We start from the raw sequence: 20,232 nt of genomic DNA, 5'->3' as shown, positions 1-20,232 counted from the left end.
ATTCGCGCGGCCAAACCGTGCCGACTTGTCCACAGCTCTCGGCAAGAGACTGCCCTTTTGTGGCGAAAAGGCTTGCCTGAGACGTCCTGCAATGCGAAATCCCACGGAAAACCGGGGTCTTCAGACCCCTGCTAATAGGTGGGCCGATGCATCGTCGTGATTTTGTCATTTCAGCCGGGGCCGCCATGACGGCCGTCAGTGCTCTTTCGGCCTCGCTGGGCAGCGCCCTGGCGCAGGAAACCCCTGCGACCGCTGCGCCCGAAGCCGGTGTCGACACCTCCGAGCCCGTAGCCCCGAAACCCTTCGGATTCGAGGATGTCGCCGAGATCGCCCGTGAAATGGCGGCAAATCCGTTCAAGTATCGCGATGCCGAACTGATCGGCACCTTTGGCAATCTGACCTATGACCAGTATCGCGGCATCCGTTTCCGCCGCGACCGCGACCCCTGGGCTGGGGGCGATTTCGCGCTGGACCTGCTGCCGCCCGGCTCGATCTTCCATGAGCCGGTGGGCATCAACCTGGTCGAGAATGGCGTCGTCATCCCGATCAAGTTCGATCCGCGCATGTTCGATTTCGACCCGGCGCAATATCCCGATGGCGTCGATTACGAGACGCTGGGCGACATGGGCTGGTCGGGTTTCCGCATCCGCGCGCCGCTGAACCGTCCCGATGTCATGGACGAGGTCGCGGTGTTTCAGGGCGCGAGCTATTTCCGCGCCGTCGCGCGCGGCACGCTTTACGGGCTTTCGGCGCGCGGTCTGGCCATCGGCACCGGCAGCCCCGAGGGCGAGGAATTCCCGATGTTCCGGGACTTCTGGATCACCAAGCCGGGACCGCGCGAACGCTCGGTGCTGATCTATGCGCTGCTGGACAGCCGCTCGGTCTCGGGCGCGTTCGAATTCCGCATCACAGCGGGCGCCGAGACGGTCTTTGACACCCGCGTCGCGCTGTTCCCGCGCAATGACATGAAGAATGCGGGCGTTGCGCCGCTGACCTCGATGTACTGGTTCGGGCCGACCGACCGCTCGCGCGTCGATGATTACCGCCCGGCGGTGCATGACAGCGACGGCTTGCAGATGCTGACCGGCAAGGAGGAACGGCTGTGGCGGGTGCTGTCGGGGCATTCGACGCTGCAGACCTCGGCCTTTGTGGACGAGAACCCGCTGGGGTTCGGTCTGGCGCAGCGCGCCCGCGACTTTGAAAGCTACAAGGATGCCGAGGCGCGCTATGAGATGCGGCCCTCGGTCTGGATCGCGCCGCAGGGTAATTGGGGCAAGGGCACCGTCAACCTGATCGAGATCCCGGTCGAGAACGAGTTCAACGACAATATCGTCTCGTATTGGCTGCCCGCCGACACGCTGCTGGCGGGTGAGCGTTACGACTTCAACTATGTCATGAGCTTCTCGGCTGAAATCCCTGACAGTGCTCCGATTTCCCGCGTGGTTGAAACCATGTCGGGCATGGCGATCAACAACCCGGCCTCGCGCACCTTCATCGTCGATTTCGATCTGGGCCTGTTCGGCGCCGAGGATCCGGTGCCCCATATCTGGGCCTCGGCCGGACGCATCGGCCACAGCTATCTGCTGCGCCTGCCCGAGCAGCGCCGCATGCGGCTGGCGATCGAATACCTGCCCGAGGGCGCCCAGCTTGCCGATATCTCGGCGGTGCTGAACGGACCCGACGGTCCGCTGAGCGAGACCTGGATTGCCCGCTGGACCCGTGAGTGACCGAGGTGAGTGCGATCGAAAACAATCCGGATGCCGTCATGGTCGCCGTGGATTTGCCGCTTTCGGCCGATGAGGGCTGGGACGATACTGTGCCGCTTTCCGCCGAAAGCGCCGGAACGCCCCCCGAGGCGCCGCTGGAGATGCCCGTGCAGGAGTTGCGCGGCCGTCCGCCCCATGGGCCTGATGCCGGCCTGCCGCGGCTGAGCACCATCGCCGCGCGGGTCCTGGCCTTTGGCGGCGCCGGTCTGATCGGCTGGATCGGCTGGAGCCAGATGGTGCTTGCCTTCGGTGCGCGGATGACCTTCCTGCAGATGGTGCTGCTGGTGCTGTTCGCGCTGACCTTCACCTGGGTCGGATTTTCGTTCTGCTCGATGATCGCCGGGCTGTTTGCGCGGCGGCTGATCACGCCGACAGGGGCGAACGCGGCGCGCATCGCCGTGGTCATGCCGGTCTATAACGAGGATTCGGCGGTCACGGCGGGCCTCCTGGCGGCGCTGGCGCGCGACCTTTACCGCGTGGGGCTGGGCGAGCGGGCCGAGATCTTCGTCATCTCGGACAGCCGCAAGCCAGATGCGGTGCTGCGCGAGATGGCGGCGCTGAGCCGCTTGCGGGATATTTCGCCGGTGCCGGTCTGGTATCGCCGCCGGCGCGACAATCGCGGCCGCAAGGCCGGCAACGTCGCCGATTTCGTGCGCCGCTGGGGCGGGCGCTATGACCAGATGGTGGTGCTGGATGCCGACAGCATGGTCGGCGCCGCCACCATCAAGGCGCTGTCGGCGCGGATGAATGCCGATCCGGCGATCGGACTGATCCAGACCATGCCGATGCTGGTCGGCGGCCAGACCATCTTTGCCCGGCTGACGCAATTCGCCGGCCGCATCTATGGCCCGGCCATTGCCCGTGGCGTTGCTGCCTGGTCGGGCGACAGCGGCAACTTCTGGGGCCATAACGCCATCATCCGGGTCAGCGCCTTCGCGCAATGCTGCGGCCTGCCGGAACTGCCCGGAAAGCCGCCCTTTGGCGGCGCCATTCTCAGCCATGATTTCGTCGAGGCCGCGCTTTTGCGCCGTGCCGGCTGGAAGGTGCGGCTGGATCACGACCTGCGCCAGAGCTTCGAGGGCAGCCCGCCCTCGCTTCTGGACATGGCCGTGCGCGAACGCCGCTGGGCGCAGGGCAACCTGCAGCATGCGCGGCTGATCTTTTCGCGCGGTTTCACCTGGATCAGCCGGGTGCATTTCATCGTCGGTATCCTGGGCTTCCTGATGTCGCCGATCTGGCTGGCGATGATCCTGGTGGGGTTGACGCTTTCGGCCAATGTGCTGCTGTCGCGGCCGGATTACTTCCCGCAGACCTATCAGCTGTTCCCGGACTGGCCGACCTTTGATCCGGTGCGGATGCTGTGGCTGTTCATCGCCGCCATGGCCTTCCTGCTGGTGCCGAAATTCATCGCCACTTTCCGGGCCTGGCTGCGGCCGCTGGCCAAGGATTCGGGCGGCAATGTGCGGGTTCTGACCTCGTCGCTCTTCGAGATCGTGCTGTCGACGCTGATCGCGCCGGTGCAGATGCTGATCCAGACCCGGCAGATCTTCGAGATCCTCGGCGGTCGCGATTCCGGCTGGGAGGCGCAGGTCCGCGCCGGGCAGATGCCGCCTTGGGGCGTGGTGCTGCGCCGCCATGCGATCCATGTCATCACCGGTCTGGCCACGCTTCTGGTGCTGGCGGTGCTGTCGCCCTGGCAGCTGGTGTGGCTGTCGCCGATCCTGGCCGGGCTGATCCTGTCGCCGCTGACCTCGCGCTGGTCGGCCAGCCCGGTCTTTGGCCGCTGGGCGCGCCGTCAGGGCCTGCTTGTCACCCCCGAGGAACGCAACCCGCCGGAAATCCTGACCGCCGCCAACGCGCTTGGCTTCCGCATCGCCGGGAACCTGCCGGCGGACGGGATCGCGGCGCTTGGCCGGGATGAGATCCTGCGCGCCCGCGTCATGGCGCTGTTGCCCGAAGCCTCGCCCGAGCCGGCAGCCAAGCGGCTGGATGCGATTGCCGCCGAGGCCAAACTTGCCTGCGCCACCACCCAGGCCGAGGCGCTGGACTTTCTGTCGGCACCCGAGAAGCTGGCGCTGGTCGAAAGCCGCGCGCTGATCGACAGCTTTGCGAAGCTGACGCGATGAACCGCATCGCGGCGCTCGATATGCTGCGCGGATACGCGCTGGTCTGCATCATGCTGGACCATATGCCGATCGGGGTGCTGCGCAACGTGACGCTGTCGAATTTCGCGGTCTTTGACGCGGCCGAGCTGTTCGTGCTGCTGTCGGGCTTTCTGGTCGGCATGGTCTGGGTCAAGGTCGAGGCCAAGGAGGGCCGCTTTGCCGCGCAGAAGCGCTTTCTGAAGCGGGCGGTCCAGGTCTGGCTGGCGCTGGTCATCGGCGCGGTCATCCTCGCGCTGTTTTCGGCGCTGCTGTTTGCGCTGCACATGAACCACACCGCCGTCTGGTTCCAGTATTCGCAGTGGATCTTCGAGCATCCGCTGGGCTATCTCGCCACGGTCGGGCTGATGTGGATGCAGCCGAACCTGATGGATGTGCTGGCGCTTTACGTCCTGCTGATCGCCACCGCGCCGGTCACCGTGCCGTTCCTTCTGCGTTATCCGCTGCTGGCGCTGACGGTCTCGGTCACGATCTGGTTCTTTGCCGAGCCGCTGAACGCGCTGGTGCCGAACCAGCGCCCGGGGCCGGGTCTGTTGTTCAATCCCTTTGGCTGGCAGCTTCTGTTCTTTGTCGGTGTCGCCATGGGCGCTTTCCGCAGCCGGATCATGCCGGTCCTGCTGCGCTGGCGCGGGCTGATCACGCTGGCCTCGGTCGGCATCCTGCTGTTCAGCCTTGCCATTGTGCTGGCCTGGCGGATCGGCGCCCCGGCGAAAGAGGTCAGCGATTTTCTCAAGCTTATCCACGGTCCCATCGACAAATGGCCGCTGGACGGGCTGCGGCTGATCGCCATTCTGGCCGCAAGCTGGATGGTGGCGGTGCCGCTGGCGCGGCCCTTTGCCTGGATGGCCGCGACCCGTCTGGGCGAGGCGCTGGCCGAGATCGGGCGCGGCGGGCTGTTCTCATTCGTGGTCTGCGTGCTTTTGTCGATCTGGGGCGATGCGGTGCAGATGACCGCGCCGCAGGGCATGGCGGGCCTGTTCGTGCGCATCGGCATCGACATCTGGGTCATGGTGGCGCTTTGGGCGGCGGCGGCGACCTGGATGCGGCGCGAGATCTGGATCGGGGCTTTGCGCAAGCGACTGGGCTGGCGCTGAGGCGCCGGGCCGGTCATTCTGCGCCCGGAAATGACGGAGTGGACATGAAACCGGATATCGAGATCGCGCGCGAGGCCAGAAAGCTGCCCATCGCCCAGGTGGCCGCGCGCCTTGGCCTGAGCGATGCCGATATCCTGCCCTATGGCCATGACAAGGCCAAGATCGCCCATGAGGTCATCGCCGGTCTGGCGGGGCGCCCGCAGGGCAAGCTGGTGCTGGTCACCGCGATCAACCCGACCCCGGCGGGCGAGGGCAAGACCACCACCACCGTCGGGCTTGGCGATGCGCTCAACCGCATCGGCCAGCGCGCCACCGTCTGCATCCGCGAGGCCTCGCTGGGGCCGAATTTCGGCATGAAGGGGGGCGCGGCCGGTGGCGGCATGGCGCAGATCGTGCCGATGGAGGACATGAACCTGCATTTCACCGGCGATTTCCACGCCGTGACCAGCGCCCATAACCTGCTGTCGGCGATGATCGACAACCATATCCACTGGGGCAACGCGCTGCGGATCGACCCGCGCCGCATCACCTGGCGGCGGGTGATGGACATGAACGACCGCGCGCTGCGGCAGGCGGTGATCGGCCTTGGCGGGCCGGCGAACGGCCATCCGCGCGAAAGCGGCTTTGACATTACCGTCGCCTCCGAAGTGATGGCGATCCTGTGTCTGGCCTCGGATCTGGCCGATCTGCAGGCGCGGCTGGGCCGCATCGTCATTGCCGAGACCTTTGACAAGACCCCGGTGACGGCCGGGGATATCGGCGCGGATGGTGCGATGACGGTGCTCTTGCGCGACGCCTTGCAGCCGAACCTTGTGCAGACGCTGGAAAACAACCCGGCGCTGGTCCATGGCGGGCCTTTCGCCAATATCGCCCATGGCTGCAATTCGGTAACCGCCACGCGCACCGCGCTGGCGCTGTCGGATTACGTCGTGACCGAGGCCGGTTTCGGTGCCGATCTGGGGGCCGAGAAGTTTCTGGACATCAAGTGCCGGCTTGCCGGCCTGTCGCCCGATGCGGTGGTGCTGGTCGCGACCGTGCGCGCGCTCAAGATGAACGGCGGCGTCGCCCGCGCTGATCTGGGGGCCGAGAACGTCGCCGCCCTGCAGGCCGGCTGTGCCAATCTGGGCCGCCATATCGAGAACATGCGCGGCTTTGGCCTGCCGGTCGTGGTGGCGATCAACCATTTCACCACCGATACCGAGGCCGAGATCGCGGCGCTGCAGGATTATTGCCGGACGCATGGTGTCCGGGCGGTGCTGTGCCGGCATTGGGCCGAGGGTGGCGCCGGGGCCGAGGATCTGGCCCGCGCCGTCGTCGAAATGAGCGCCACGCATACGAATTTCGCCCCGCTTTATCCCGATGAGATGCCGCTTTGGGACAAGATCGAGACGATCTGCAAGCGCATCTATCGCGCCGACCATGTCGAGGCGGCGCCGGGCGTCTGCGAGCGGCTCGCGGCCTGGCAAAAGGCCGGTTATGGCCATCTGCCGGTCTGCATGGCCAAGACCCAATATTCCTTTTCCGCCGACCCGAAGGCGCTTGGCGCCCCCGAGGGTTTCATGATCCCGCTGCGCGAGGTGCGGCTTGCCGCCGGCGCGGGCTTCGTCGTCGCCATCTGCGGCGAGATCATGACCATGCCGGGCCTGCCGCGCGAACCCGCCGCCCTGCGCATCGGGCTGGACGGGCAGGGGCAGGTGCAGGGGCTGTTCTGAATGCGCGCCGGGCTTCCCATCGCGCTGCCCGGGATGCGGGTGGGCCTTTTGGGCGGGTCCTTTGATCCCGCGCATGAAGGCCATGTCCATATCACCGAAATGGCGCTGCGGCGGTTCCGGCTGGACCGGGTCTGGTGGCTGGTGACGCCCGGCAACCCCCTCAAGGCGCATGGCCCGGCACCCTTGGCCGAGCGCATCGCGCAGGCGCGGCGCATCGTCCATGACCCGCATGTCGAGATCACCGGCATCGAGGCGCAGCTTGGCACGCGCATGACCCGCGACACCCTTGCCGCCCTGCAGGGGCTTTATCCGCGCGTGCGCTTTGTCTGGCTGATGGGGGCCGACAACATGGTCCAGTTCGACCGCTGGGACAGCTGGCGTGAAATCGCCGCGCGTGTCCCCATCGGCGTGATCGCAAGGCCGGGCTGGCGGATGCCGGCGCGGTTTTCGCGCGCCGCGCGCATGCTCTGGCGCGACCGCCAGCCCGAGACGCAGGCCGGGCAACTGGCCGACATGGTGCCCCCCGCATGGGCGCTGATCAACGTGCCGCTGAACAAGCAAAGTTCCAGCGCGATCCGAAAACGCCTGCAAAGGACAAAGACATGAACAGGCTTTCCCGCCGAGGTTTCCTGACGGGGCTTGGACTTCTGGCCCTGACCCCGCAAGTGCTGCGCGCCCAGACTGCGCCACTGGCCGACCCGGCCGTTGAGGGCGTCCTTGCCTATGCGGCTCTCGACCCGGCGACGGGCGAGGTTCTGGCGCAGCGCGCCGCCGATCTGGCGCTGCCCCCGGCCAGCACGCTGAAATCGGTCACCGCGCTTTATGCGCTGGACCGGCTGGGCGAGGGGCATCGCTTTGCCACCCGTGTCATTCGCGCCGGCAACATGCTAATCCTTGCCGGGGGCGGCGATCCGGTTCTGGATACGGATGCGCTGGGGGAACTGGCCGCGCGCGTGGCCGAGGCGGAAAAGGCCAGCGGCCAGCCCGCACCCACGGCCTTCATGGTCTGGGGCGGCGCGCTGCCCCGGATCGAGCGGCTGGATGCGGCGCAGGACGAGCATCTGCCCTATAACCCGACGATCTCGGGGATGATCCTGAACTTCAACCGCGTGCATCTGGACTGGCGGCGCGGCAAGCAGGGCCATGAGCTGTCCTTGCAGGCCCGCGGGACACGGCTGTCGCCGCGCGCCTATACGATCGCGATCGAGCCGGTCAGCCGCAACCTGCCGCTTTTTGCCTATGACGGCAGCGGCAAGCGTGAAAGCTGGACGGTGGCGCGCCCCTCGCTGGGGCGGGCGGGCAGCCGCTGGCTGCCGGTGCGCCGCCCCGAGCTTTATGCGGGCGACGTGTTCCAGACGCTGTGCCGGGCGCGCGGGCTGGTCCTGCCCAACCCGGCGGTGATCGAGATCCTGCCCGAGGGCACCGAGATCGCCCGCCATGACAGCCCGCCCCTGCGCGAAATCGTGGCAGGGATGATGGAATATTCGACCAATATCACCGCCGAGATTCTGGGGCTGGCCGCCAGCGGCGCGGGCGATATCCCGGCCTCGGCGCGGATGATGGAGGAGTGGCTGCGCGGGCAGGGCATCGCCGGCAGCTATGCGTTCCACGACCACTCCGGGCTTTCACCCGCAAGCCGGATGAGCGCGCTGGCCATGGCGCAGACCATTGCCGGGCCGGGCGGCGCCCGGGACCTGCGGGGCGCGATGAAGGAGATTCCGCTGCGCGACGCCAGGGGCAAGCGCATCGACAGCCCGATCCACATTCAGGCCAAGACCGGGACGCTGAATTTCGTCTCGAACCTGGCGGGATATGCGCAAGAGGATCAGCGCCATCTGGTCTTTGCGATCATGGCGACGGATGAGGCGCGCCACAGCGCCAGTCAGGGCAAGGAACTGCCCGAGGGTGTGATGGGCTGGACCAAACGCGTGAAAGCCGCCCAGCAGGGGCTGATCGAGGGCTGGTTCGCCGCCGGTCTGGCGCGGCCCGTCATGCCGGAACCGCTGCTCATTGACGCGCCCTTGCCGCTGAGCATGCCGGACCCGGCCCAAAAATCCGTGCCGCAGGTCATGCAGTTCAGCCCCTCGGTCATTCCGGGGACGGGGATCTTTCGCTAGGTCCTAGAGCACCCGGTGACGTGCGCGGGCGGTGAACTCGATCGCGCCGGCATGCAGGCGGTCGATTTCAAGCTGGTCGCGGATCTCGGCCAGCATCTCGGTCTCGACGCCGCCGGCACGCCCGTCCGAGGCCGCGACATCGCAGGCCAGCACATAGGCGGTGTTGAACAGCTTTTCGGGCAGCGCCTCGCGCACGAGGCCGAACAGCGCGTCCAGCCCGTCCTCTTCCTCGAACAGCGAGATCACCGTCTGCGACACCGGGCGGATGCGATCGATGTCGTAATTGGCAAATACCGGCGTGTGATTGACCGCGCGTTCGATGGCGACCAGCTCGGCCGTGCGCAGGTTCTGGTCCGAGGCCGAAACCGCCACCATCACCGCGATCAGCGCGTCGCAGGGGGTGAATGAAGGAAGGTCTTCGGACATGGCGTCTCTCCTTGGGTTTCAGGGTAATTATTGACCATGCCTCAGGGTTTCAATACGGGGAAGTTCTGAATAACGGAGACCCGAAATGACCGCCCTGCGTGATGCCGCGATGAAATCGAAAGCCTGGCCCTTTGAAGAGGCCCGCCGCGTGCTGAAACGCTATGAGAAAAAGGACCCCGACAAGGGCTATGTCCTGTTCGAGACGGGCTATGGTCCTTCGGGTCTGCCCCATATCGGCACCTTCGGCGAGGTGGCGCGCACGACGATGATCCGCCGCGCCTTCGAGATGATCTCGGATATTCCAACGCGGCTTTTCTGTTTCTCGGACGATCTGGACGGGATGCGCAAGGTGCCCGAGAACGTGCCGCAAACCGAGATGCTGCGCGAGCATCTGCAGGAACCGCTGACCACGGTGCCCGACCCGTTCGGCGAATATCCCAGCTTTGGCGCCCATAACAACGCCATGCTGCGCCGCTTTCTGGACACGTTCGGGTTTGAATACGAATTCATCAGCGCGACCGAATTCTACAAATCCGGCCAGTTCGACGCCACCCTGCTGCTGGCCGCCGAACGCTATGATGCGATCATGGAGATCATGCTGGCCAGTCTGCGCGAGGAGCGCCAGCAGACCTATTCCTGTTTCCTGCCGATCAGCCCGAAAACCGGGCGCGTGCTTTACGTCCCGATCAAGCATGTCGATGCAAAGGCCGGCACCATCACCTTCGACGAGGACGGCGTGGAAACCACGCTGCCGGTCACCGGCGGCCATGTGAAGCTGCAATGGAAGCCCGATTTTGGCGCCCGCTGGGCGGCGCTGGATGTGGACTTTGAGATGTATGGCAAGGATCACAGCACCAATACGCCGATCTATGACGGCATCTGCGAGGTTCTGGGCGGCCGCAAGCCCGAGCATTTCAGCTATGAGCTGTTCCTTGATCAGCACGGGCAAAAGATCAGCAAATCAAAGGGTAACGGGCTTTCCATCGACGAATGGCTGACCTATGCGGCGACCGAGAGCCTCAGCTATTTCATGTATCAAAAGCCGAAGACCGCGAAGCGGATGTATTTCGATGTCATCCCCAAGGCGGTCGACGAATATCACCAGCAGCTGCGCGCCTATCCCGAGCAGACGCCGGACCAGCAGCTTGCCAACCCGGTCTGGCATATCCATGGCGGCGACGTTCCCGCCTCGGACATGGTGGTGCCGTTCCAGATGCTGTTGAACCTTGCCTCGGTGGCGGGGGCCAAGGACAAGACCGGGCTTTGGGGCTTTATCCGCCGCTATGCGCCCGAAGCCAGCCCCGAGACCCATCCGACGCTGGATCAGGCCGCCGAATTCGCGGTGCGCTACTTCAACGATTTCGTGGCGCCGACGCGGGTCTTCCGCGCCCCCACCGAGATCGAGCGTCGCGCGCTCGAGGATCTGGCTGGCCGTCTGGCCGCATGGGACCAGCCTGCGGATGCCGAGGCGTTGCAGACCATGGTGTTCGCCATTGGCCGCGAGCACGGGTTCGAGCCGATGAAGGACTGGTTCCAGGCGCTGTATCAGGTGCTGCTGGGCGCCGATCAGGGACCCCGCTTTGGCGGCTTCATCGCGCTATACGGCGTGACCGAGACTCGCGCCCTGATCGAGCGGGCCCTGGCGGGTGAGCTGGTCGGCGCCGCAGCTGATTGATATCGCAATAAAAAACTGCGTTGCGTGCGGAGCCGTTGCGCCGCACGCATGGTTAACCGCTGATTAACAAGAGATTGCCAAATTCCTAACGGAGCGCGTGGAGTTCTGCCCCGCGGATCTGGATAGGGGAAATTTGGCATGACCATAGCGATTATCGGCAATCAGGCATTGATGCCGCGTCCGTTTCAGGCGGGGCTGAACTTGTGGTCGCGGACCGACGGCAGGGCCGGATCGCCGACCTGGTCGGGCGCGGCAAATGCGGCCATCGTTCCGGCGGACGAGGATTTCAGCACCTGCCTGGAAATCCTCAAGCTCGAGACCACGACCTCGATCCGCTACATGCGGCGCACGCCGATGAACCCGGGCAACTACCTGCGCATCTCGGCCCGCGTCAAGGCCATCGCCGGAAACCTGCCGCAGGTGCGCATCGCCGCCTTTGCGGGCGATGCCAGCGGCGAAAACATCACCCGGGTGAACCAGCTGGGTCCCGTCGTGACCTTGCCGGGCTATGGCCAGGTCGTCGAGGTCACGGCCATTGTCGGCTCGGGGCGGCGCGAAGGCGTCGACATGCCCTGGGGCCGCGACGCCACCTTCGGGCATTTCGGGCTGGACCTGATCGGCGATAACGGCGGTTCGATCCGCATCGAGAACATGGTGATCGAGGATGTCACCGCCGCCTTCCTGCCCAGCATGCTGGACTGGGTCGATGTCCGCGATTTCGGCGCGGTCGGCGACGGCGTGACGGACAACCACGCGGCATTCCTCGCCGCCGACCGGGCGGCCGGCAACAGCACGGTTCTGGTGCCCGAGGGCCAGTATTACATCGGCTCCAGCCTCAGCATTGGCGCCTCGGTCCGTTTCGTCGGCACGCTTCGGATGCCGCGCACCGCCCGGCTGGCACTGATGCGCAGCTTCGATTTCCCGACCTATGCCGCGGCCTTCGGCGACGAGACCGAGGCGATGAAGCGCGCGATACAGGCACTGTTCGGCTATACCGACCATAGCGTTCTGGATCTGGGCGGGCGCTGCGTGCATCTGAGCGAGCCGATCACCATTCCCGGATCGGCACCGGGCCTGACCGCATTCGCCAACCGCCGCGTCATCACCAACGGCCAGATCTCTGCCGTGCCCGGTCCGGCCTGGAATACGACCACCGTCACCTCGAGCGGCACCTATGATCCGGCGCAGGCCCTGACCCTGAGCAATGTCGCCAATGTCGCCAATATCGAGATCGGCGCCCGCATCAGCGGCAATGGCGTCGGGCGCGAGGTCTATGTGCTGGGCAAGAACGTCGCCGCGCGCACGCTGACCCTGTCGCAGGCGCTTTACGGTGGCGCCGGAACGCGCAGCTACACCTTCCAGCGCTATCGCTACGCCTTCGACTTCTCGGACATGGAGCATCTCAGCCGGTTCAATTTCGACGATGTCGAATTCGTGCTGGACGGCAAGGCCAGCGGCGTCATGCTGGCCAAGACCGGCAACATGAACTGCTTCCGCGACTGCTATTTCACCCGGCCAAAGGATCGCGGCATCACCTCGATCGGCTCGGCCTGCCAGGGCCTGCTGCTGGCGCGCTGCGACTTCCTTTCGGACGAGATGGAGGATCTGGCCCAGCACCGCACCACGATCGCGCTGAACATCAACAACAACGACGCCAAGATCCACCACAACCGCTTTGTCCGCTTCGCGCATTTCATGGTGGCGGCCGGCGGCGGGCATATCATCGAGGGCAATCACTGGTTCCAGGGCGACAGAGCCCAGAACGGCGTGCGTTTCGGCGGTCTGGTCCTGACCCAGCCCAATGTCCAGTGCAACATCACCGGGAACTACATCGACAACTGCTCGATCGAGTGGACCAACGAGCACAACCCCTATCCGGATTTCGGCGAGAACGAATATTCCTTTGGCGGTCTGACGATTACCGGCAATACCTTCCTTGTGTCCAACACCACGCTGGGCTTCAGCTGGCTGGTGGTCAAACCCTACGGCACCGGGCATTTCGTCCATGGCATGTCGGTCATGGGCAACGTGTTCAAGTCGCTGAACAACAAGATCCAGCGCATCGAAAAGGTGGATACGACCTTTGCCGACCTGAACTACCAGCGCATGCGCAATATCCAGTTCCAGGGCAATACCTTCAATGGCGTGAACACCTATGTCGCGAACCCCGTGGACATCAGCCATACCCAGGCCACGGCCGCCAGCCGCTGGGTGCTGACGATCAATGCGCAACTGCCGTTCAACGGCCAGGCGCGCAACATCGAATCGGTCATCGCGCGCAGTCCGATCACCAACAGCGCCGGCGCCCGGATCTCGGAAATGCCCTGGGTGCAGACGCAGCTGGGTACGACCGGGCGCCAGGTCGCCTTCAACTGGACCACGCCCACCAAGGGCAGCCTGAGCTTCAGGGTCCGGGTCGACAACCCCGACTGATCCTGACCCGGATCGATGCAGAAAAGCCCCCGGCGGTCATTCCGCCGGGGGCTTCAGCATGTCCGCGGGTGTCAGGCGGTAGGCCTGTCCAAACCCGGCATTCAAAAGCCCCGAGACCGGCTCGATCCGCCAGAAGCTGAAATCGGGCAGGTCGATATAGATCCTGGCCTTGGGGTCATGGGCCAGCCAGCGCGCCTTGCGTTCGGCATCCGCCGCCGCCGACACCGCGCGCCCCATCACCGACAGCCGTGCATGGGTCATGGCATCGCCCCGGCCCGGCTCATCCGCGACCAGCAGCCCGGCGCGCGGATCGCGGGCCAGCGCCCGGCTATGCGCGGCCAGCCCCGACAGCAGCGCCAGCGGCGTGCCATCCGTGTCGGTCTGGACCGCGATGCGCGTCACCAGCGGCAGACCGTTTTCGGCGTCGAGCGTGCCAAGGCTTGCGTGGCGCATCGTGGCAAGCAGGCGCCGCGCCAGCGTGCGTGCCTCGTCGTCGGTCGGTCGGATCGGGTCTGGTTTCATGGTGGATTTCTCATGGCGCCAACGGGTTCATTCGGTATCGTCCTTATAGGGGCGCGCTGACATTCCTGTGAACGATTTACAAAAACCACCTGTGGAAGGTCAATAAATTTACAGAATTCTCGTTGTAAAAAAACAGTTTACGAGAATTATGAAATTGTATTAACTTTCCGCGCAAGATGGTTTCGCAAGCCGTCGCGGGCACTTCAAGACGAGTGCGGGCGCCCCCGGTGAAACCCTGTCGCGAATAGAGGAGGCCAGCCATGTCCGTTGAAAACCTTGCCAAACATCCGATACCGCCCGGTTTCGGGAATGCCCGTGTCCAGCCGGCGGATTATGACCGCCTCTATGCCGAATCGATCTCGGACCCGGTGGGGTTCTGGGGGCGCGAGGGCAAGCGGCTGGACTGGATCGAGCCCTATACCAAGGTCAAGAACACCGATTTCAGCCTGGGCAAGGTCTCGATCAAGTGGTTCGAGGACGGTGTGCTGAATGCCAGCGTGAACTGCGTCGACCGGCATCTGCCGACCCGCGCCAACCAGACCGCGATCATCTTCGAGCCCGATGACCCGAACGCGCCCGCCCGCCACATCACCTATGCCGAGCTGTCGGACAAGGTGAACCGCATGGCCAATGTGCTGCTGTCGCAGGGCGTGATGCGCGGCGACCGGGTGGTGATCTATCTGCCGATGATCCCCGAGGCGGCCTATGCGATGCTGGCCTGCGCGCGGATCGGGGCGATCCATTCCATCGTCTTTGCCGGCTTCTCGCCGGACGCGCTGGCGAACCGCATCAACGATTCCGGCGCGAAACTGGTCATCACCGCCGATACCGCGCCGCGCGGCGGCCGCCGCACCGGGCTGAAGTCGAATACCGACGCGGCGCTCTTGCATTGCTCGGACCGGGTGCGCTGTCTTGTCGTCAAGCATACGGGCGATCAGACCACCTGGGTCGACGGCCGCGACGTCGAAGTGCTGGCGATGATGGAGCAGGTCAGCCCCGACTGCCCGCCGCGCCCGATGAATGCCGAGGACCCGCTGTTCATCCTTTACACCTCGGGATCGACCGGCAAGCCCAAGGGGGTGGTGCATACCACCGGCGGCTATCTGGCCTTTGCCGCGATGACCCATGAATATGTCTTTGACTACAAGGACGGCGACATCTTCTGGTGCACAGCCGATGTGGGCTGGGTCACCGGGCACAGCTATATCGTCTATGGCCCGCTGGCCAATGGCGCCACCACCCTGATGTTCGAGGGCGTGCCCAGCTATCCCGATGCCGGCCGCTTCTGGGCAGTCTGCGACAAGCATCAGGTCAATCAGTTCTACACCGCCCCCACCGCCATCCGCGCGCTGATGGGGCAGGGCCCGGAATGGGTCGAGAAATACGACCTTTCCAGCCTGCGCGTCCTGGGCTCGGTCGGCGAGCCGATCAACCCCGAGGCCTGGAACTGGTACGACAAATATGTCGGCAAGGGCCGTTGCCCGATCGTCGACACCTGGTGGCAGACCGAGACCGGCGGCCACATGATCACCGCGCTGCCCGGCGCCATCGAGACCAAGCCCGGCTCGGCCACGCTGCCTTTCTTTGGCGTCAAGCCGGTGGTGCTGGATGCCGCCAGCGGCGAGATCCAGCAGGGCAACGGCGTCGAGGGGGTGCTGTGCATCGGCGACAGCTGGCCGGGGCAGATGCGCACCGTCTGGGGTGATCATGAACGCTTCATGGAGACCTATTTCCAGCAATATCCCGGCTATTACTTTACCGGCGACGGCTGCCGCCGCGACCAGGACGGCTATTACTGGATCACCGGCCGCGTCGATGACGTCATCAACGTCAGCGGCCACCGCATGGGCACGGCCGAGGTGGAATCGGCGCTGGTCGCCCATCCGAAAGTCGCCGAATCCGCCGTCGTGGGCTATCCGCACCCGCTCAAGGGGCAGGGCATCTATGCCTATGTCACGCTGATGAACGGGGTCGAGCCCAGCGACGAGCTGCGCAAGGAATTGGAAACCTGGGTCCGGACCGAGATTGGCCCCATCGCCAAGCCAGACCTGATCCAGTGGGCACCCGGATTGCCCAAGACCCGCTCGGGCAAGATCATGCGCCGCATCCTGCGCAAGATCGCCGAAGACGATTTCGGCGCCCTAGGGGACATCTCGACGCTGGCCGATCCCGGCGTCGTCGACGACCTGATTGCCAACCGCATGAACCGGGGCTGAACCCCGGTCCGTCGACACCCTCGCGTGGGCATCCCGCCCGCGCGTTCCAACAGGAGCCAAAGAACATAAATGGCAGTTACCGAAGCACATGATATCGACCGCTCGCGGCCGATGACGCGCGAGGAAAAGAAAGTCATCCTCGCGTCTTCGCTGGGCACTGTTTTCGAGTGGTATGATTTCTACCTCTACGGATCGCTGGCGGCGATCATCGGCGCCCAGTTCTTCACCTCGTTCCCGGAAGCGACCCGGAACGTGTTCGCGCTGCTGGCATTCGCTGCCGGCTTCATCGTGCGCCCCTTTGGCGCGCTGGTCTTCGGCTCGCTCGGCGATCTGGTCGGGCGCAAATACACCTTCCTCATGACCATCATGATCATGGGCCTGTCGACCTTCATCGTCGGTCTGTTGCCCGGTTATGAAAGCTGGGGCATGGCCGCGCCGATCATCCTGATCGTGCTGCGCATGCTGCAGGGCCTGGCGCTTGGCGGCGAATATGGCGGTGCGGCGACCTATGTGGCCGAACACGCGCCGATGAACCGCCGCGGCTATTACACCAGCTGGATCCAGACCACGGCGACCATGGGTCTGCTCCTGTCGCTGGTCATCATCCTGCTGGTGCAATCCTATGTGAACGGCAATTACGAACCCGTGCCGCAATTCTCGAATGGCGAGCCGCTTCTGGGTCCGGATGGCGCGCAGGTCATGCTTGAGCCCTTCAAGGCCTGGGGCTGGCGCATTCCGTTCCTGGGCTCGATCTTCCTCTTGCTGATCTCGCTTTATATCCGGCTGCAAATGGAAGAAAGCCCGGCCTTCAAGCACATGAAGGAAGAGGGCACCCAGTCCAAGGCACCGCTGAAGGAAGCCTTCGGCCAGTGGAAAAACGCCAAGATCGCCCTGATCGCGCTGTTCGGTCTGGTCGCGGGGCAGGCGGTGGTCTGGTATTCGGGCCAGTTCTACGCGCTGTTCTTCATCAACAACGTCGTCAAGCTGGACCAGTTCACCTCGAACGTGCTGGTGGCATGGTCGCTGATCCTGGGCACTGCGGGCTTCGTGTTCTTCGGCTCGCTTTCGGACAGGATCGGGCGCAAGCCGATCATCCTGGCAGGTTGCGCGCTGGCCGCGCTGACCTACTTCCCGGTCTTCAAGGCGATCACCGAAACCGCCAACCCGGCGCTGGCCAATGCGCAGGCCAATACCGAGATCAGCGTCAGCGCCGATCCCGAGACCTGCTCGTTCCAGTTCAACCCGACCGGAACCGCCAAGTTCACCTCGCCCTGCGACATCGCCAAGGCGATGCTGGCCAAGTCGTCGGTGAACTATACTTCGGTGGACGCGCCGGCGGGCACGCCGACGACCGTCACCATCGCCGGAACCGCGATCCCGGTCTATGACGGGACGCTGACCGGTGACGAGCTGAAGGCCGCGAAATCCGCCTATGAGAAAACGGTGAACGCCGCCCTGACCACGGCCGGCTATCCGATCGATCCCAAGACCAATACCACGGTCGCCAAGGCGGACCATTTCTTCGACATCTTCAAGGCCCAGAACATGAAGCTGGTGCTGCTGATGACCTATCTGATCGTGCTGGTCACGATGGTCTATGGCCCGATGGCCGCAGCACTCGTCGAAATGTTCCCGACTCGGATCCGCTATTCCGGCATGTCGCTGCCCTATCACATCGGCAACGGCTGGTTCGGGGGTCTGCTTCCGGCGACCGCCTTCGCGATCTCGGCCCAGTCCGGCAATATCTACGCTGGCCTGTGGTATGCGATCGTGGTCGCGGTGATGACGGTGGTGATCGGGCTGATCTTCGTGTCGAACAACGGCCACCGCCGCAGCCTGTTCGGTGACGATCCTGAGCATCAGGTCCACCAATCGGGCTACAAGGACGCACCGGACTCGAAGGGCTGGTGATCGAAACACAAGGCCCCGGCGCGAAAGTGCCGGGGCCTTTTGGGCTTGCCCGTCCCCGCCGCCGGGACCGGGCGCGGCGAACCAAAATGGCGGCGCCTGCAACTGAATGAGGAGGACGAAGGACATGAACGACAAACAGGCCGCAAACGCCTATTGGCGGGCCAATGTGCGGATCATCTGGATCTGCATGGCCATCTGGGCACTGGTATCCTACGGATTTGGCATTCTGCTGCGTCCGCTGGTGTCGGGCATCAAGGTCGGAGGCTCGGATCTGGGCTTCTGGTTCGCGCAACAGGGTTCGATCCTGGTCTTCATCGTGCTGATTTTCGTCTATGCGGCATGGATGAACAAGCTGGACCGCGACCATGGCGTCGAGGAATAGGCCATGGACCAGTTCACGCTTAACCTGATCTTCATCGGCGCGTCCTTCGCGCTTTATTTCGGCATCGCGATCTGGGCCCGCGCCGGCTCGACCGCGGAATTCTATGCGGCGAACCGGGGCGTGCATCCGGTGATGAACGGCATGGCCACCGCCGCCGACTGGATGTCGGCCGCCAGCTTCATCTCGATGGCCGGGCTGATCGCCTTTACCGGCTATGACAACTCGACCTACCTTATGGGCTGGACCGGGGGCTATGTGCTGCTGGCGATGCTGCTCGCGCCTTATCTGCGCAAGTTCGGCAAGTTCACCGTGCCGGAATTCATCGGCGACCGCTTCTATTCCAAGACCGCGCGAATCATCGGCGTGATCTGCCTGCTGATCATCTCGATCACCTATGTGATCGGCCAGATGGAGGGCGTCGGCATCACCTTCGCCCGCTATCTCGAGGTCAGCAAGGAAACCGGGTTGTGGATCGGCGCGGCGGTCGTGTTCGCCTATGCGGTTCTGGGCGGCATGAAGGGCGTGACCTATACGCAGGTCGCGCAATATATCGTGCTGATCATCGCCTATACGATCCCGGCGGTCTTTATCTCGCTGGCTCTGACCAGCAATTTCCTGCCGCAGCTGGGCCTCTTTGGCAGCCATGACGGCTCGGGGATGGAGTTCCTGACCAAGCTCGATCAGGTCGTGACCGATCTGGGCTTCAAGGCCTATACCGAGCATAACGGCTCGACCCTGAACATGGTGCTGTTCACGCTGGCGCTGATGATCGGCACGGCGGGCCTGCCCCATGTTATCATCCGCTTCTTCACCGTGCCGAAGGTGTCGGATGCGCGGTCCTCGGCGGGCTGGGCGCTGGTCTTTATCGCGCTGCTTTATACGGTCGCCCCAGCGGTCGGCTCGATGGCGCGTCTGAACCTTTCGACCACCATGTGGCCCGGTGCCGCGACCGGCGAAACCTATTCGCAGCCGGCCGTGTCGCTGGCCGATATCGAGACGAAACCCGAACTGAACTGGATGCGGACCTGGGCCAAGACCGGCCTTTTGAAATGGGAGGACCTGAACGGCGACGGGTTGATCCAGTATTACAACGACAAGGCCACCGAGGGGCCGGCCGCCGAAATGGCCGCCGCGCAGGGGCTCAAGGGCAATGAACTGCCGACGGTCAGCAATGACATCATGGTTCTGGCCAATCCCGAAATCGCCAACCTTCCCGGCTGGGTCATCGCCATCGTCGCCGCAGGCGGTCTGGCGGCGGCGCTGTCCACGGCGGCGGGCCTGTTGCTGGCAATCTCGGGCGCGGTCAGCCACGACCTGATCAAGGGCGCGATCAACCCCGGCATCTCCGAGAAATCCGAGCTGCTGGCGGCGCGGATCTCGATGGGGGTGTCGATCCTTGTGGCAACGCTTCTGGGTCTGAACCCGCCGGGCTTTGCCGCGCAGACAGTGGCGCTGGCCTTTGGCCTTGCCGCCAGCTCGATCTTCCCGGTGCTGATGATGGGCATCTTCTCCAAGCGCGTGAACAAGCAGGGCGCGATCTGGGGAATGATCGCGGGCATGATCTCGACGCTGGTCTATATCTTCACCTACAAGGGCTGGTTCTTCATCGCCGGCACCAACATGCTGGAAGACACCGCCGCCAACTGGATCTTCGGCATCGCGCCGGCATCCTTCGGCGTGGTGGGCGCGGCGATCAACTTTGCCGTGGCCTATATCGTCTCGGGCGCGACCGAAGAGCCGCCCGCGCATGTGCAGGAACTGGTGGAATCGATCCGCGTGCCGAAAGGCGCCGGCGCGGCCACCCATCACTAAGTCA

The 20,232-nt window shown here is 64.6% G+C and carries 14 protein-coding genes; 12 read left to right on the top strand and 2 right to left on the bottom strand.

The window, feature by feature from the left end; genetic code table 11:
- Positions 1-185: 185 nt before the first annotated feature.
- From DFP89_RS01615 to DFP89_RS01590, 6 genes are read left to right on the top strand one after another with little or no spacing between them, the layout of a single operon-like run.
- Positions 186-1,727, top strand: a complete 1,542-nt coding sequence (locus tag DFP89_RS01615; RefSeq protein WP_245948563.1) for an OpgD/OpgG family glucan biosynthesis protein — start codon at positions 186-188, stop codon at positions 1,725-1,727.
- Entirely contained in the window at positions 1,724-3,892 is a 2,169-nt protein-coding gene (gene mdoH / locus DFP89_RS01610) for a glucans biosynthesis glucosyltransferase MdoH (RefSeq protein WP_245948562.1), read from the top strand. Before DFP89_RS01615 ends, mdoH begins: the two co-directional genes overlap by 4 nt.
- Positions 3,889-5,022: an OpgC domain-containing protein gene (locus DFP89_RS01605; RefSeq protein ID WP_114347625.1), complete on the top strand. Its 1,134-nt coding sequence runs from the start codon at positions 3,889-3,891 to the stop codon at positions 5,020-5,022. Before mdoH ends, DFP89_RS01605 begins: the two co-directional genes overlap by 4 nt.
- A gap of 38 nt (positions 5,023-5,060) precedes the next feature.
- Positions 5,061-6,734, top strand: coding sequence for a formate--tetrahydrofolate ligase (locus DFP89_RS01600; RefSeq protein WP_181870208.1), 1,674 nt, complete (start codon positions 5,061-5,063; stop codon positions 6,732-6,734).
- Complete coding sequence (locus DFP89_RS01595; RefSeq protein ID WP_114347623.1) at positions 6,735-7,340, top strand: nicotinate-nucleotide adenylyltransferase; 606 nt, start codon at positions 6,735-6,737, stop codon at positions 7,338-7,340. It begins immediately after the preceding gene.
- Positions 7,337-8,851 (top strand): D-alanyl-D-alanine carboxypeptidase/D-alanyl-D-alanine-endopeptidase, encoded by a 1,515-nt coding sequence (locus DFP89_RS01590; protein ID WP_114347622.1) that lies wholly within the window; start codon positions 7,337-7,339, stop codon positions 8,849-8,851. The genes DFP89_RS01595 and DFP89_RS01590 overlap by 4 nt, the downstream gene beginning before the upstream one ends.
- 3 nt (positions 8,852-8,854) lie before the next feature.
- On the opposite strand, the gene DFP89_RS01585 is transcribed toward DFP89_RS01590, so the two are convergent.
- Positions 8,855-9,277 carry a tellurite resistance TerB family protein gene (locus DFP89_RS01585; protein WP_114347621.1) on the bottom strand — a complete coding sequence of 141 codons (423 nt, stop codon included), beginning with the start codon at positions 9,275-9,277 and terminating at the stop codon, positions 8,855-8,857.
- Positions 9,278-9,362: 85 nt separating this feature from the next.
- On the opposite strand from DFP89_RS01585, the gene DFP89_RS01580 reads away from it, so the two are divergent.
- The gene (locus tag DFP89_RS01580) at positions 9,363-10,952 is read left to right on the top strand and encodes a lysine--tRNA ligase (RefSeq protein WP_114347620.1); all 1,590 of its coding nucleotides are present in this window, start codon (positions 9,363-9,365) and stop codon (positions 10,950-10,952) included.
- Between the two features lie 138 nt (positions 10,953-11,090).
- A complete protein-coding gene (locus DFP89_RS01575; protein ID WP_114347619.1) occupies positions 11,091-13,385 on the top strand; it encodes a glycosyl hydrolase family 28-related protein in 2,295 nt (764 codons plus the stop codon).
- A 36-nt stretch (positions 13,386-13,421) separates the two neighbouring features.
- Here DFP89_RS01575 and DFP89_RS01570 read toward each other — a convergent pair whose 3' ends face one another.
- The gene (locus DFP89_RS01570) at positions 13,422-13,907 is read right to left on the bottom strand and encodes a HugZ family pyridoxamine 5'-phosphate oxidase (RefSeq protein WP_114347618.1); all 486 of its coding nucleotides are present in this window, start codon (positions 13,905-13,907) and stop codon (positions 13,422-13,424) included.
- A gap of 260 nt (positions 13,908-14,167) precedes the next feature.
- On the opposite strand from DFP89_RS01570, the gene acs reads away from it, so the two are divergent.
- From acs to DFP89_RS01550, 4 genes are all read left to right on the top strand, one after another.
- On the top strand, positions 14,168-16,123 hold the full coding sequence (gene acs / locus DFP89_RS01565; RefSeq protein WP_114347617.1) for an acetate--CoA ligase: 1,956 nt from the start codon (positions 14,168-14,170) through the stop codon (positions 16,121-16,123).
- 69 nt (positions 16,124-16,192) lie between these two features.
- On the top strand, positions 16,193-18,034 hold the full coding sequence (locus DFP89_RS01560; RefSeq protein WP_220269791.1) for an MFS transporter: 1,842 nt from the start codon (positions 16,193-16,195) through the stop codon (positions 18,032-18,034).
- Positions 18,035-18,158: 124 nt separating this feature from the next.
- Complete coding sequence (locus DFP89_RS01555; RefSeq protein ID WP_114347616.1) at positions 18,159-18,416, top strand: DUF4212 domain-containing protein; 258 nt, start codon at positions 18,159-18,161, stop codon at positions 18,414-18,416.
- A 3-nt stretch (positions 18,417-18,419) separates the two neighbouring features.
- Positions 18,420-20,228 carry a sodium:solute symporter family protein gene (locus DFP89_RS01550; RefSeq protein WP_114347615.1) on the top strand — a complete coding sequence of 603 codons (1,809 nt, stop codon included), beginning with the start codon at positions 18,420-18,422 and terminating at the stop codon, positions 20,226-20,228.
- Positions 20,229-20,232 lie beyond the last annotated feature (4 nt).

It is taken from the genome of Paracoccus lutimaris, from assembly GCF_003337565.1.
Taxonomy (GTDB): domain Bacteria; phylum Pseudomonadota; class Alphaproteobacteria; order Rhodobacterales; family Rhodobacteraceae; genus Paracoccus; species Paracoccus lutimaris.
This window is presented reverse-complemented; position numbering and strand designations above follow the sequence as displayed.

Bases quoted from the DNA above. Each gene is read 5' to 3' on its own strand.
- DFP89_RS01615 (WP_245948563.1), top strand. From the start codon at position 186: ATGACGGCCGTCAGTGCTCTTTCGGCCTCGCTGGGCAGCGCCCTGGCG.
- DFP89_RS01605 (WP_114347625.1), top strand. From the start codon at position 3,889: ATGAACCGCATCGCGGCGCTCGATATGCTGCGCGGATACGCGCTGGTC.
- DFP89_RS01595 (WP_114347623.1), top strand. From the start codon at position 6,735: ATGCGCGCCGGGCTTCCCATCGCGCTGCCCGGGATGCGGGTGGGCCTT.
- DFP89_RS01590 (WP_114347622.1), top strand. From the start codon at position 7,337: ATGAACAGGCTTTCCCGCCGAGGTTTCCTGACGGGGCTTGGACTTCTG.
- DFP89_RS01585 (WP_114347621.1), bottom strand. From the start codon at position 9,277: ATGTCCGAAGACCTTCCTTCATTCACCCCCTGCGACGCGCTGATCGCG.
- DFP89_RS01580 (WP_114347620.1), top strand. From the start codon at position 9,363: ATGACCGCCCTGCGTGATGCCGCGATGAAATCGAAAGCCTGGCCCTTT.
- DFP89_RS01575 (WP_114347619.1), top strand. From the start codon at position 11,091: ATGACCATAGCGATTATCGGCAATCAGGCATTGATGCCGCGTCCGTTT.
- DFP89_RS01570 (WP_114347618.1), bottom strand. From the start codon at position 13,907: ATGAAACCAGACCCGATCCGACCGACCGACGACGAGGCACGCACGCTG.
- acs (WP_114347617.1), top strand. From the start codon at position 14,168: ATGTCCGTTGAAAACCTTGCCAAACATCCGATACCGCCCGGTTTCGGG.
- DFP89_RS01560 (WP_220269791.1), top strand. From the start codon at position 16,193: ATGGCAGTTACCGAAGCACATGATATCGACCGCTCGCGGCCGATGACG.
- DFP89_RS01555 (WP_114347616.1), top strand. From the start codon at position 18,159: ATGAACGACAAACAGGCCGCAAACGCCTATTGGCGGGCCAATGTGCGG.
- DFP89_RS01550 (WP_114347615.1), top strand. From the start codon at position 18,420: ATGGACCAGTTCACGCTTAACCTGATCTTCATCGGCGCGTCCTTCGCG.